The following is a 14,507-nucleotide window of genomic DNA, read 5'->3' as shown; positions in this document are numbered from 1 at the left end:
TCTTAATTTCTAATTATAAAATGTCATTTAACTATTTTTAGCAAATTAAATTTACTTTAGGTCAACATGGTTTAAGCTTGACAGCGATACTTTTAGTCAAAACTATCAGTACCTAAGAATAATCTATTATACAAATAATTCTAAATCAAGATTTTTAACCTGGAACATCCAGCAAAAATTTTGCTATTTTGACCGATCGCTTGACAGTATTTCATGTATAAAAAAGCACAACTCCTATTGAAATGATCGCAGATAGCCTATGTATAGACTCGTTAGATGGTAAAAAAAAGACAGACATACTATAAAGTTAAAGCAGCAAGTAAAATCTTACCGCTTCGGCGATTAAACATATGATGTAAAGTTAAGATATAGTCTGTTCATTCTCAACCATTGTCTGCATAACTAAATAGCATGGCAAAATAACCTACTAACCCAGACTCAATATAGTTAGAATCTGTAAAGTATCTAACAAAAAACTTGCCATTTGCCTATCATCGTGGCTGCCCCCTGTTAATAGATGTAAGCGGATATTAATCAAACATTCATGCAGACAGACGAACCCATGTCTAAAAACTTAGGTTTCTGGCGAGTAGTAGCAGCTTCGGTGCTGGGCAAAAGCCATGAAAAAGTGAACCAACTATGTCAAGACGCTCATCATTGGGAGCTATTGTCAGAAGGTGTATTAGTAGCGGCTGTAGCAGATGGCGCAGGGAGTGCGAGTTTAGGGAAAGTAGGAGCAATTGTCGCCTCTCAAACCGCCGTAGAAACAATTCGCGTGCAGTATCAGGCAATTGAAAATCTTGAGAACTTTCTAGAGGATAAAGAAGACCAAAAATGGCAATCATTGCTAACCAATGCCTTAGAAGCCGCGAAAAAAGCCGTAGAAGAAGAAGCGATCGCCTGTAAAGTTGCAGCGCGAGAACTAGCCACTACATTAATTATTGTCGTAGCCACTCCCAACTTAATCGCCGCCGTCCAAGTCGGAGATGGTGTAGCTGTAGGGTGCGATCGCACGGGAAATATGATCGCCCTCACCGCACCTCAACGGGGAGAGTACGTCAACGAAACAATTTTTCTAGTTTCCCCCAACGCTTTAGAGGATATTCAAGTAAACGTCTGGCATGGTGTTGTAGCTAATATTGCGATGCTCTCAGACGGACTGCAAATGTTGGCTTTAGAAATGAATGGAGGTAAACCTCATGCGCCCTTTTTTTTCCCGATGTTTCAATTCGTCGCCGATGTCACGGACGAACGAGACGCTCAAGAACAATTAGTAGCATTTTTGCGATCGGAACGCATTAGCACGCGAACTGATGACGATCTAACACTTTTACTGGCGACTATAGTCAATTAATGCCATGAGGTTGAAACGTCAACTCGATACCCAAATTATTACCATAGACCCCGCCTCTAGTTTAGGACATGGAGGTGAGGCAAAAGTCTATAGCGTGCCGCAAGATGAAACCTTGGTAGCAAAGGTCTATCACAAGCCCACCGAGGCTCATGCCAACAAATTGATGCTGATGTTGGCAAATCCCCCAGATAACCCCGCCGCCAGCAAAGATCATATTTCTATTGCTTGGCCTGTGGACGTACTGCGGACAGTAGACGAAAGACAAAAAGTAGTAGGCTTTTTGATGACGCGAGTCAAAGAAATGCACTCGCTATTGGACTTTTACAACCCAAAAACTCGCAGGCAAAAGTGTCCGTTTTTTAGCTATCTTTATTTGCATCGTACCGCTCGTAATCTTGCCGCCGCCTTTGGCGCACTTCACGCTCGTGGTTACTGCATTGGCGATGTTAATGAGTCAAATATTTTAGTTAGTAACACAGCTTTAATTACCTTAGTTGATACAGATTCATTTCAAGTTAGAAACGAGCATAACGGCGAAATCTACCGTTGTGCTGTTGGTAAGCCAGAATTTACTCCTCCCGAACTCCAAGGGCAAAGTTTCGCCCAGTTAGACCGCAAGCCAGAACACGACTTATTTGGGTTAGCGGTGCTAATATTTCAGCTATTAATGGAAGGTACCCATCCCTTTGCTGGCATCTATCAAGGTAGTGGCGACGCGCCCCCCTACGAAACTCGCATAGCTGAGGGACACTTTGTTTATAGTCGTCGGCGGCGTACACCTTATCTGCCTACCCCGATGGCCCCCAAGCTTGAGCTACTACACCCGACGTTGCAGCAGTTATTTATTCGTTGTTTTGAAGAAGGGCATAACAATCCTCAATTGCGTCCTACGGCTCAAACTTGGCAAAGCGCCCTTAGTGAAGCTGAGCAGGATTTAACGACTTGCAAAGCGAACACTCAGCATCGCCACGGTCAGCATTTGAGTCATTGTCCTTGGTGTGAAAGAACGTCTAGGCTGAGTGGGCGAGATCCCTTTCCTTCCGCTCAAGCTGTGCGCAAGGGACAGCATCTACAACCGCTCAAAAAGCCTAAGCCGACCCTTGTAGTATCAAACAATAAGTCCAATCCAACCTACTATCCTTATAACTGTTATCGAAAAGATCCCGTAGCTGCAAGTCATCGCTACTACCGCAAGCAAAGATTTAATGCAGCAATGCTTAGCGCCATTGGTGTAGGCGCAGTTGGGTTATTTGGCTTAATGATGATAGTTAAAGACTTTAAACTTTCAAGCAAAATTAGCTCAGCATTTTTTCCCTCCCAAGAAGAAGTCGCTGCCACTGACCAAACTATTGACTCCACTAAAATTGCTTCAAAATATACTTATCAAGGAAAAATATCTTCTAAGTACGAAGACTACCATGGAGCAATAGAAAACTTCGATCGAGCTTTAAGTATTAACCCTAACGATGTTCAAGCTTATATCAATCGTGGAAATGCGCTCTATGAAAATGCCCAAAATAGCGGCAATCCCGATGAAGAATATAAAATAGCAATCAAAGACTTCAATAGCGCTCTAAAACTAAATCCCAATGAAGCAGAAGCTTATATTAGTCGGGGAATTGTGCGCTATGACATGGCTGAATATAGCCCAAATGGCACAAACGAATATCAAGCAGCAATAGAAGATTTTAATCGCGCAATCAATACAAATCCCAACAATGCTAAGGCTTATGTCAAACGCGGCATTGCTTATCAGAAATTAGCCCAAAATAGCAGCAACTTAAATCAAGGCTACCAAAAAGCGCTGAGAGATTTTGATTTGGCACTGCGGCTCGATCCTCAATTAGCAGAAGCCTATGTAGAAAAAGGCAATGTGCTGTATGAATTAGCTAAAATTAGCGGAGAAAACGAGCGCAGTTATTGGAGTGCAATTGAGAACTTGCAAACGGCAGCCAAGATATTTCGCGATCGCAATGATATGGAGCAATATCGGCAGGCTTTAGACAACCTTGGGAATATCTGTTTGGCAATAGATAGTGACTGTCAGTCGTTATTAAACAAGTCTCAGACCCCAGTAATCGCCGAACCGCAGCCAATTAAAAAAAATAAAAGTTAAGCAACAAATTTATTTGAACTAATTTAATCGTAAAAAGCATTAAGCTTTAAAATTTCTAGAGATAAAAATAAGGTCATGTCTCAAGACAAAGAAGCGGAAATTAAATATCAATTTTTAGAAGAAGTTGAGGAATATGTAGGAAAAATTGAATCGGCGCTGTTAGAATTGCCTAGCTCTAATAGTTCTAGCCAAATTGACGCTATATTAAGAGCCGCTCACTCGATTAAAGGCGGCGCAGCAATGATGGGGTTTCAAACTTTGAGCAGCTTGGCTCATCGTTTGGAAGGCTTTTTTAAAGTATTAAAAGCGCAGCCAAGCTTAATAGATGGAGAAATAGAAAAGCTGCTACTAACTGGGGTTGATTGTCTCAGCCAAGTCCTAAAATTAAATTTTCGTGGCGACTTAAACGACGGGCAATACTTAGAAGCCGCTAATCCAGCTTTTGAACAATTACATAGCCTACTTGGCGATCCTCAATCATCAGATGCGATCGCCACAATGTCTGAAGACGGACAAGACATGGCGGGGTTGATTTTTGAAACTGAAGTAGAAGAATATTTGCAACGCTTAGAATCGCTCCTAGTCGCCGATCTTGTAGCTGTTGACTTGCAAACAGAATTAGCTAATATAGCGCAAGAATTAGGTAGCCTAGGCGAAATGTTGCAGCTACCAGCCTTTACTAGCTTGTGTGAGTCTGTTGTGCAGCACTTAGAAGCAGCCTCCGATGACCCCAAGCTGATTTTAGAAATTGCTACATTAGCTTTGCAAGCATGGCGTACTTCCCAAGCAACTATTATAGTCGGCGAACTCCATGCCCTTCCTACCAGTCTAACTACGGTAGTGGAGAATCAAAAAGGCTCAGAAATATTTGATTTTATTGTGTCCGCAGGCTCTGAATTTTCTCAGTTAGAAGACAAACTAGCACCATCAGCACCTGAGCAAGAAATTGCCCTTAGCACAGCCAAAAGCGTCCATTTATCAGAATTAACAGCAACCAGCGACGATTCGGAAGAACATTTAGATAGTACGGTAAGAGTACCAACCAAACTCCTCGATCGCCTAAATGATTGGTTTGGAGAACTAACTATTGCTCGTAACAGCGTAAATATATATACTGAAAGGCTCCGCAGTTTGACCAGCTTACTCAAGTTGCGAGTCCGCACAATGCAAAACTTGGATAGTAACTTATTAGTAAGCCAGACAAATAATCCCGATGAAGGTAGAAGTAATCTAGTAGGCGATCGCTATTTTTTGCCCCAAATTATGCTTCAAGATTTGGTGCGCCTGCAAGAAGTTACCAATGATATCGATCTAACTTTAGAGGAAACCGAGCAAAGCGTTAGTGAATTAAATCGAATTGCTAAGCAGCTGCAAACTAGCTTAACCCAAGTTAGGATGAGACCTTTTGCCGATTTGGTGGCTAGATTTCCTCGGTTTATTCGGGAACTATCTTTGGAGTATGGCAAAAATGTCGAACTTAAAATTAGCGGCGAACAAACTTTGATCGATCGGACTATTTTAGAGGCTTTAAATAACCCCTTAATGCACCTGCTACGCAATGCCTTCGATCATGGGATTGAAAAACCAGAAATTCGCTCTAGTTTAGGTAAGTCAGAAGTAGGAGTAATTGAGATTAAAGCTACCTATCAAGGCAACCAAACTATAATCACTGTCAAGGACGATGGTGGGGGAATTAATTTAGATGAGATTCGCAAAAAAGCTCAACTACTAGCTATCGATCCAGATAGTAGCGAGGAGCAGCTTTTAAGTCTAATTTTTGAGCCAGGATTTAGTACGGCAAGTCAAGTTACTGCTTTGTCTGGTAGAGGGGTAGGTATGGATATTGTCCGCACTAACTTAAGACAAATTCGCGGCGATATCAAAGTTGATACTCAGTTAGCAGTAGGCACGACTTTTACTCTCAGCATTCCCTTAACTTTATCGGTTGCCAAAGTAATTTTAGTTGAAAGCAATGGTATGTTGTTGGCGTTTCTCCGCGAGTCTATTCGAGAAATGCTTCTACCCCAAGCCAGCCAATTCTGCGAAATTGCTGGTAAGGAAGCTATTAGCTGGGAAGGATATATCGCGCCTTTAATCCGTCTAGATCGGTGGCTTCAACCACCTCAACAAATTGAGCCAACGTTACTGCATGAGCCAGCAGTATTAACAATCGAGCATAATAACGAATGGGTAGGATTGCTAGTAAATCGTTCTGTAGGCGAGCAGGAAGTTGTAATTCGCCAAACAGAACCAGGAATAGCTATGCCACCAGGTTTTAGTGGCTGTGCGATTTTAGGAGATGGGAGAGTTGCACCGCTCGTAAATGTTTCCTTGTTGCTAGATTGGATTGCTAGTTGCGATCTTCCAGTTGCCGATGCTCTGCCAAAAATTATTAACCCAGAATTAGAAAGTCAAAAAGACACAATTTTAGTAGTAGATGATTCAATTAATGTCCGGCGTTTTTTGTCATTAACTTTAGAAAAAGCTGGCTACCGAGTGGAACAAGCTAAAGATGGACAAGATGCTCTAGAAAAACTTTTAACTCATCTACCGATTAAGGCAGTAATTTGCGATATTGATATGCCTCGCTTGGATGGTTACGGCTTTTTGGGACAGGTAAAATCTAACCCCAAATTTAAACAGTTACCCATAGCAATGCTGACTTCCCGTAGCGGACAAAAAGACCGTCAATTGGCTATGCAATTGGGAGCGACAACTTATTTTTCTAAGCCTTACAACGAACACGAGTTATTAGAAGCTATTAAGCAAATGCTGGATAAAAACTACAAGCCTTTGGTAGGTTAATACTTTAGTTAGAAGCAATAAAACTTTGCTAGTAAGTATACCTGTTAATATTTTGAAACTTCAGCTATCGGTAAGAGTAATGTATCCTCAATTTTTTGCCGGACTGACCGACTCATATAACTATTAGTATGAAGGCAACTGATTAACAATTGGTTAGCTTCATAATATTGTTTTAGGCTTTCCCATTCTCGATCGTTGAATTCCCAGTTATGACCAAAATTTCGGGTAGAGACGCTTACTTCTCTGAGTTTTTCCGTCCACTCAGTATTATTTACTTGCCACCATTGCTTGAAACTGTCATTGTTATCTAAATAAGGTATCTGCTGCTCTAGTTGAAGTATAGTTTGTTCTAGAGAGCGATCGACAATATGCGATCGCTCTTTAGTCCTTGTTAATACATTTTTGAAAATTCCTACAGGCTGATTTGCAAAGTCTAGAATGTCTTTGAGTGTCAAAGCCCGATCTAAGGCAAGATCCAACGCTAAATCAGCGCAAAGCGTTCGTGTAAACCCCGCATCCAACATTCTTGCTAAGTCGAGGGTTCCTCCAACGGAGTTTTGTTTCCTAGCTATATCCAAATCTAAATAAAAAGCTCTAATATTGTTTAATTTATGCCTTGAAGATACTGCCTGAGATTTTTGATTTATCCAGGTAAGAAAATCTTGTAAATTTTTACTATCAGCAATTAGCCGATCGATTTTTTCTTTCATCATTAAGAGCAAATAATCAGCATTTCGCAACATTCCTACGGTTAGTAAAAAAACCTCTCGCCAACGTTTTTCAGTTATATTGTTGACTAATTCTCTTAAGGTCGTTTCTAGAACTTGAGGATTGGAGCTTGACACAATTTCTTTAGCAGTAAAATACTCTTGAAAACACAAGTGAGAAAAGGAGTAAATTCCCCGCGCTCTTTCTACTAATAGTCCATGTTGAGCTTCAATTGATTTTACTACCGCCTCGCTATCTAGTTGTAGCAACTCGGTAGTGGTGCTAGCACTAGGTAAGTTGCAAATATAACTGCCTATATGTTGTTCTAGTTCGTTTTGTTTAAAAAAATAGTCCCCCCGCTTAAAGGTTAATAGGGCAATTTGACTGAGCAAATCTTCCTTATGCTGTAATGATAATTTTTTATATATTTGTTCCCGCTCAATATTTCGTTTTGCATCCCACTTGCGTAATAGTAAGTGCAAACCTTCTTGATAAAGCTCAGAAGTGTTAGCGGGAAAATCAGCTATTTCTTCAAACATCAAACACAGCATAGTTAGCAACAACGGATTAGTTGCCATTTCCCGAATAGGTGGGTTTTTCTGTAACTTGTATAAAAATTTAGAGCTTTTAGTTGGGTCTTTTCGAGCAAACCATTTACGAGCAAAATTAATCATTTGATCTTCATCAAAGTCGGCAACTTCTACTTCAGTAAACTGCTCCAACGTATATTCATGAGTAGCAATTCGGCAAGTTATTACAAAATAATTAGTATGAAACTTTTCGCTAAAAGTGTGAACTTCTTGTAGTAAGCGATAGCAATCTATTTCCCGGACTTCATCAAGTCCATCTAGTAGAACTAAACCCTTGCCTTGACTTAATATTTGTTCTGCTACTTCAGTATTATTAATACCATAACCATCAAATTGCTCTACGATATACTCTAGCAAAGATTTGCAGTTTTCACTTTCAGCAAAGTCTTTGAGAGTAATAAAAATTGGTACTTTATCTGCTTCCAACTTACCAGAGATACACTGCATCGCTAGATGCTTTAAAAAAGTTGTTTTGCCTGCTCCTGGTTTACCCAAAACAATGAGTTTGGGATAGTTTTTAAGTGCTTCAAATCCCGGTACTCGATCTTGAACAATTTGCCCTAAACCAGGACGCTCGAAATTATCAGCAATGCATACTTTGAGTAATTCGGCAACGCCTAACCGCCGTCTGCCAACAATTTTTTCTAAAACATTAACATCAGTGTAGATATCATTTAATTCGATTGGGTGCGACATATCTAGAACGCGCATCATGCCGCACCTCTGCTGAATACTCGAATATCCTTTTGTTCTCACTTCTTTAACTAAGGCATGGATATCGTAGCGCGCAGAGTCTGTTTCTGGCAGCTTAGGGAAATTTTCTTCACCTAAATCAGCAATTTCTTGCCAAGGTAATTGTAGTTTTTGGCAAATATGATGAAAGTTTTCTCGTCCTACAGGTTTTCCAGCAAAAAACTTTTGCAATGTAGCGCGAGATATCTCTAAATCTGCGGCTAAGTCAACCTTAGTAGGAAAAGCTAAGACAGCTTTTTTGGCACGGTTAATGCCTTGATTTGATGCTTTTAGCGATCGCTTTGACCTTCCTATCATAAATATTTAAACAACTTATAAAGTTAGTTTGCTCACTTGTAAATTCAAAAAAGATTTGATAATAAGATAGAGAGTTAATTTCCAGTCATTTAAAAAATATCTGCTCAATATAATAATATTTTTAGTTCATTTTTTATGGCTAATAATTAAACCTAAATTACCTCTTTTATAGTCATAATTATCTGTAAATATAATTAGTCTGTAAGAAAAAGTTGTTATATTATTAAACCATAAAACTTGCTTAGTTTCCAGTGCTTGCTCAATATCTGTCTAACTGAATGCCTACTTTCTGGCAAGTTTTAGTAGGCTGTATACTAATCGGCTAAATAGATGAGCTTATAGCCCTACGAATTTTCAGTGTTTAAAGGAGACTTAAGTTTTTCTTAAGTATAAAAATTGCAGCTAAGTTATAGAATGAAAACCTTTATTTAAATTATCTACCTACAGATAGTTGCAAACCCAACGCTCGGAGAAATGCTTGCTAAAAACGATAGTTATCTATATATTGAGCGACAGACCACGCGATCGCGCGACGTGTTATCAGTGGGGAAAAGTGATACATATAAGCAATTAGTAGCTCAAATAGGAGATTAACAAGTATCTGTGCAAGCCGGATTATCTTGAATGTAAGCAATTTAGGTTGAAGGATTTTCTTTTCTTGTTATTGTCGCTCAAGAAGCAGTGAAAGCTAAAGCTCCGATCGGGTGGGCGATCGCTCGCTCCAACTAATGATAGTTAACAATGTGATTAATGGTATTAACTGGCACATTCAAAATTAATTAATGGTAAAGTAATTTTCATCAATGTTGCAAGGAATTTTCCAAATTGCTTTAACGCTATTACTTATAATAGCGATCGCTTATCCACTTGGCAGATACATAGCTCGTCTCTTTTTAGGACAAAAAACTCTCCTTGACCCGTTAATGAATCCTGTAGAGAGCATCCTTTACAAATTGGGAGGCGTACAGGCAAAAGAAAATATGACGGGTTGGCAATACGCCAGAGCGATACTATACAGCAACCTAGTCATGGGCATAATAGTATTTCTGCTCCTTAGCACTCAAGGGTTCTTACCGTTAAATCCCACAAACTTAGCTGCCCCAGTTTGGCATTTATCGTTACACACAACTATTTCCTTTTTAACCAATACCGACCAACAACACTATTCCGGTGAAACAACTTTAAGTTATCTTAGTCAAATGTTAGGGCTGGGATTTTTAATGTTTACCTCGGCGGCGACGGGTTTAGCGGTAGGTATTGCTTTTATTAAAGGCTTAACTGGTAGACCATTAGGCAACTTCTATGTCGATATAACTATTTCTATTACGCGGATACTGCTACCAATATCTTTTGTTGGCGCAGTATTGCTAGTAATTTTAGGCGTACCAGAAACCATCGCTGCCCCAGCCACAGTTACAACTTTAGAAGGCGCAACTCAAACTATTGCCAGAGGTCCCGTAGCTCATTATGAAGCTATTAAGCAATTAGGCGAAAATGGCGGCGGTTTTTTTGCTATCAACTCCGCCCACCCCTTTGAAAATCCTAGTCCAGCGACAAACTTGCTCGAAACTTTGGGCATGGTATGTATTCCCGCAGCGTTGATTTTTACTTACGGCATAATTGCAGGCAATCTCAAACAAGCATGGTTATTGTTTGGGATGGTATTTATAATTTTTGCCTCTCTCACTTTTCTCACTGCCGTGGGAGAATTTCAAGGAAATCCGCTAGTAAATGCCCTGCTAGATACACCGCAGCCAAACTTAGAAGGTAAAGAAGTTAGATTTGGCTGGGCGCAAACTGCGCTATGGGCAGTCACTACTACCGGAACCATGTGCGGTGCAGTCAATGGTATGCACGATTCTCTTATGCCCACGGGTGGCTTCTCTACCTTACTCAATATGTTTTTGCAAATTGTTTGGGGCGGTCAGGGAACGGGTACAGCCTACTTATTTATTTACTTAATCTTGTCGGTATTTGTCACTGGGTTAATGGTTGGGCGGACTCCAGAATTTTTGGGACGCAAAGTAGAAAAGCGAGAAATTGTGCTTGCAAGTGTAGTCTTACTCGTTCACCCCATTGTAGTTTTAATTCCTAGTGCGATTACTCTTGGCTTTGCCGATTCTTTGTCAGGAATTAGCAACCCTGGATTTCACGGGCTGGCGCAAGTAGTGTACGAATACACCTCCGCCGCCGCTAATAACGGGTCTGGTTTTGAGGGGTTGGGAGACGCAACTATTTGGTGGAACCTCAGCACAATTGTGAGTTTACTCGCAGGGCGCTACGTGCCAATTATCGCTATTTTGCTGTTAGCAGACAGTATGGCGCACAAACAACCCGTACCCGAAACATCCGGCACATTGAGAACCGACACGCTTTTATTTACAACAGTTACCGCCGGAATAATTTTGGTTTTGGGCGTACTAACATTTTTCCCAGTTCTGGCTTTAGGACCAATTGCGGAAGCTTTTAGCATTGCTAGTCAATAGTAGAAATTATCTGTAGAGTCAAGTTGTCTTAAATTTCTAAACTAATGGATGCAAATACTCAACCTGTCTCCCCTGGTTCGTCGCGCCGAAATAAGCCCAAAGCCAATACTAAAGGGATTTACTCAAGAGCGATCAAAGAGGCTTTTGTCAAGCTCAATCCCAAGCAATCAATCAAAAACCCGGTAATGTTTTTGGTTTGGATAGGCACAATTGTGGTTGCTTTACTCACTATCGATCCAAATTTATTTGGTCCAGTTCAAGGTGAAAATTTACGGCTATTTAATGGCTTAATTGCGCTGATTTTGTTTTTTACTGTAGTATTTGCCAACTTTGCTGAAGCAGTAGCCGAAGGACGAGGTAAAGCTCAAGCAGATGCTTTGCGATCTACCAAATCAGACACGATCGCGCGTAAGCTATTAGCGGATGGTTCATTGCAAGAAGTATCTTCCACTACCCTCCACCGAGGGGATATGGTCAAAGTTATTGCAGGCGACATTATTCCCGCCGATGGTGAAGTTATAGCCGGAGTAGCATCGGTAGATGAATCGGCAATTACTGGCGAATCTGCCCCCGTACTTAAAGAACCAGGTTCAGATGTGGCAAGTTCCGTTACTGGAGGAACGCGAATTTTATCGGATGAATTAACTATTCGCATTACTTCCGATCCCGGTAAAGGCTTTATCGATCGCATGATTGCCTTAGTAGAAGGTGCAGAACGCGCTAAAACCCCGAATGAGATAGCTTTAACGGTACTACTAGCGGTGCTGACGCTGGTATTTTTGTTTGTAGTTGCAACCTTGCCCGCGATCGCAAATTATGTTGATAGCCCGGTAAGCGTCACTATTTTGATTGCTCTACTCGTGGCGCTAATTCCCACCACTATCGGCGGATTGCTAAGTGCGATCGGGATTGCAGGCATGGACAGGGTAGCTCAATTTAACGTCATTGCGACTTCTGGCAGGGCGGTAGAAGCCTGCGGCGACGTAAATACTTTGGTATTAGACAAAACTGGGACAATCACCCTAGGAAACCGCCTTGCTGAAGAATTTATCCCCGTCAACGGTCACTCAATAGCAGATATTGCTAAAGTGGCGCTGGCAGCTAGTGTCTTTGATGAAACGCCGGAAGGAAAATCGATTGTGCGGTTAGCCGAGAAATTAGGCGCAACGGTGGACTTTGACCGCAATGCTGCTGAGGGATTGGAGTTTTCGGCAAAAACCCGGATGAGCGGTACAAATTTACCTAATGGGACAGAGACGAGGAAGGGAGCGGTAGACGCAGTTAAAGGCTTTGTGCGTTCGCGTAGTGGCACTTTAACCCCCGATCTCGATGCCGCCTACGAAAGAGTTTCTAATCTTGGTGGTACGCCTTTAGCTGTCGCTCTAAATAATGATGTTTACGGCGTAATTTATTTAAAAGATATTATCAAGCCTGGTATCCGCGAACGTTTCGATCAGTTGCGGCGCATGGGTGTCCGCAGCGTCATGTTGACGGGAGATAATCGGATTACGGCTTCGGTGATTGCGGCGGAAGCGGGAGTAGATGACTTTATTGCTGAAGCTACCCCCGAAGATAAAATTGAAGTTATCAAACAAGAACAAGCTCAAGGTAAGTTGGTGGCGATGACTGGAGACGGTACAAACGATGCTCCGGCTCTAGCGCAGGCAAATGTAGGCGTGGCAATGAATACAGGAACCCAAGCCGCCAAAGAAGCCGCAAATATGGTCGATTTGGACTCCGATCCGACAAAGTTAATTGATATTGTCGCAATTGGTAAGCAATTGCTAATTACTCGCGGTGCGTTGACTACTTTCTCCATTGCTAACGATATTGCCAAATACTTTGCTATTATTCCGGTAATCTTTGCCTCCGCACGGCTAGATAGTCTCAATATTATGCGCTTGACTAGCACCAATTCTGCCGTATTAGCGGCGCTGATTTATAACGCTTTGATTATTCCGGCGTTGATTCCTTTAGCGCTGACTGGGGTAAAATTTAGACCCCTAACAGCTAATCAGTTGTTGCAAAGAAATATCTTACTTTATGGCTTGGGAGGCGTGATTGCGCCATTTATAGCGATTAAAGTAATTGATTGGGCGATCGCATTAGTTGGTTTAGCTTGAAAATTAAGATATGGAAAAAATTAATCTATTAACTGGAATTGAGTGGCGCAGGCAGAAAATGCCCTTATACGCCTTTTTATTACTGTGTTTAAATTTGGTTGTTGCTCCCGCCGTTTATGCTGCTGCGAGTGGAGCTTTAGAACGCCGTCATGCTTACGCTTTGGGGATACTGGGTTTGCTGACGTTTGGACTTGTTGTTTACTTATTTGTTGTCGTCTTTCAACCGGAGCGTTTCTAGCTTATGTCAGTGATTGGCGAAACTACTAAAGCAATTCGGATGACTTTAGTGTTGTGGGTATTAACAGCAATTATTTATCCATCACTGGTTTTAGCGATTTCTCAAGTTGCCTTTCCCTATCAAGCCAACGGTAGCTTAGTGCCAAATTTGGAGGGAAACCTGATCGGTTCGGCTTTAATTGGTCAAGCTTTTACCTCTGACCAATATTTTGCTAGTCGCCCTAGTACAACTAATTACAGCCAAGGTAAAGAGGCTGCACCTACGGGCTTATCTGGTGCGAGTAACCTAGCACCTAGCAATAGCGATTTGCTTAAGCGCATTCAAGCAGAAGTTATCAGGTTGCAAGAAATTAACGTTCGACCTACTGCTGACCTAGTTTACACGTCTGGTTCCAGCTTAGATCCGCATATTACTGTAGAAAATGCGCTTTCCCAGTTGGAACGAGTCGCCACCGCCCGAAATTTGTCTAGTGAAGATATTGCGCCTTTAATTGCCGAACATACTCAATCGAGATTTTTGGGTATTTTTGGCGAACCAAGGGTCAATGTTTTGGGCTTAAACCGCGAACTCGATCTTTTTGCCTTTTCTCGTCAACCGAGGCAATAAGTCAATAAATACAATTGTTTGTCGGCAGTTGCAGGGGGTGTGCGATTCGTTGAGTGCTCAATCACGGCAGACAGCCCGTACATAAGCACTCCAGCCAAGACTCCCACATCTTGTGCTGAACTTCAAGGCTGATGTAGGTGATATCAAGTCGCATAACCGATTATGATAAAAATGAAGAGTAAAAAGATGAGTTATGCCGAAACGGATTACGGTAGCCGAGCATTCAAATATTGCTCAGTTAGAGCAGCTTTATAAACAGGCGACCGGTGGAGTAGAAAGTCGCCAGTTCCAAATTATTTGGTTACTAGCACAAGGAAAGAAAACCGAGGAAGTAGAGGAAATAACTGGTTACAGCAGGACATGGATTTACGCCTTAGTCAAAAGATACTGGTGTACAAGGAAGTGAAGGCTTGGGAGACTTTCGTCACCAA

General features: G+C 41.5%; 8 protein-coding genes and 1 pseudogene. 8 read left to right on the top strand and 1 reads right to left on the bottom strand.

The window, feature by feature from the left end; genetic code table 11:
• Nucleotides 1-544: 544 nt before the first annotated feature.
• The 3 genes from AC2VE5_RS13580 (at nt 545) to AC2VE5_RS13570 (ending at nt 6,275) form a co-directional block, all read left to right on the top strand.
• Complete coding sequence (locus tag AC2VE5_RS13580; protein ID WP_486888282.1) at nt 545-1,354, top strand: PP2C family serine/threonine-protein phosphatase; 810 nt, start codon at nt 545-547, stop codon at nt 1,352-1,354.
• Between the two features lie 4 nt (nt 1,355-1,358).
• Nucleotides 1,359-3,470, top strand: coding sequence for a tetratricopeptide repeat protein (locus AC2VE5_RS13575; protein ID WP_486888281.1), 2,112 nt, complete (start codon nt 1,359-1,361; stop codon nt 3,468-3,470).
• 75 nt (nt 3,471-3,545) lie between these two features.
• Entirely contained in the window at nt 3,546-6,275 is a 2,730-nt protein-coding gene (locus AC2VE5_RS13570) for a hybrid sensor histidine kinase/response regulator (RefSeq protein WP_486888280.1), read from the top strand.
• A 44-nt stretch (nt 6,276-6,319) separates the two neighbouring features.
• Here AC2VE5_RS13570 and AC2VE5_RS13565 read toward each other — a convergent pair whose 3' ends face one another.
• Nucleotides 6,320-8,623 (bottom strand): NACHT domain-containing protein, encoded by a 2,304-nt coding sequence (locus AC2VE5_RS13565; protein ID WP_486888279.1) that lies wholly within the window; start codon nt 8,621-8,623, stop codon nt 6,320-6,322.
• Nucleotides 8,624-9,426: 803 nt separating this feature from the next.
• Between AC2VE5_RS13565 and kdpA the strand changes: the two genes are divergently transcribed.
• The 5 genes and pseudogenes from kdpA to AC2VE5_RS13540 form a co-directional block, all read left to right on the top strand.
• Nucleotides 9,427-11,109 (top strand): potassium-transporting ATPase subunit KdpA, encoded by a 1,683-nt coding sequence (gene kdpA, locus AC2VE5_RS13560; protein ID WP_486888278.1) that lies wholly within the window; start codon nt 9,427-9,429, stop codon nt 11,107-11,109.
• Between the two features lie 44 nt (nt 11,110-11,153).
• A complete protein-coding gene (kdpB, locus tag AC2VE5_RS13555; RefSeq protein WP_486888277.1) occupies nt 11,154-13,232 on the top strand; it encodes a potassium-transporting ATPase subunit KdpB in 2,079 nt (692 codons plus the stop codon).
• Nucleotides 13,233-13,242: 10 nt separating this feature from the next.
• On the top strand, nt 13,243-13,470 hold the full coding sequence (gene kdpF / locus AC2VE5_RS13550; protein WP_486888276.1) for a K(+)-transporting ATPase subunit F: 228 nt from the start codon (nt 13,243-13,245) through the stop codon (nt 13,468-13,470).
• Between the two features lie 3 nt (nt 13,471-13,473).
• Nucleotides 13,474-14,076 carry a K(+)-transporting ATPase subunit C gene (gene kdpC, locus AC2VE5_RS13545; protein ID WP_486888275.1) on the top strand — a complete coding sequence of 201 codons (603 nt, stop codon included), beginning with the start codon at nt 13,474-13,476 and terminating at the stop codon, nt 14,074-14,076.
• 193 nt (nt 14,077-14,269) lie between these two features.
• Nucleotides 14,270-14,464: pseudogene (locus AC2VE5_RS13540) on the top strand (helix-turn-helix domain-containing protein); the annotation flags it as partial.
• Nucleotides 14,465-14,507 lie beyond the last annotated feature (43 nt).

This window comes from Aliterella sp. E5.1 (genome assembly GCF_057473825.1).
The sequence above is the reverse complement of the archived record's forward strand: the minus strand, read 5'-3'. Positions and strand labels throughout refer to the sequence as shown.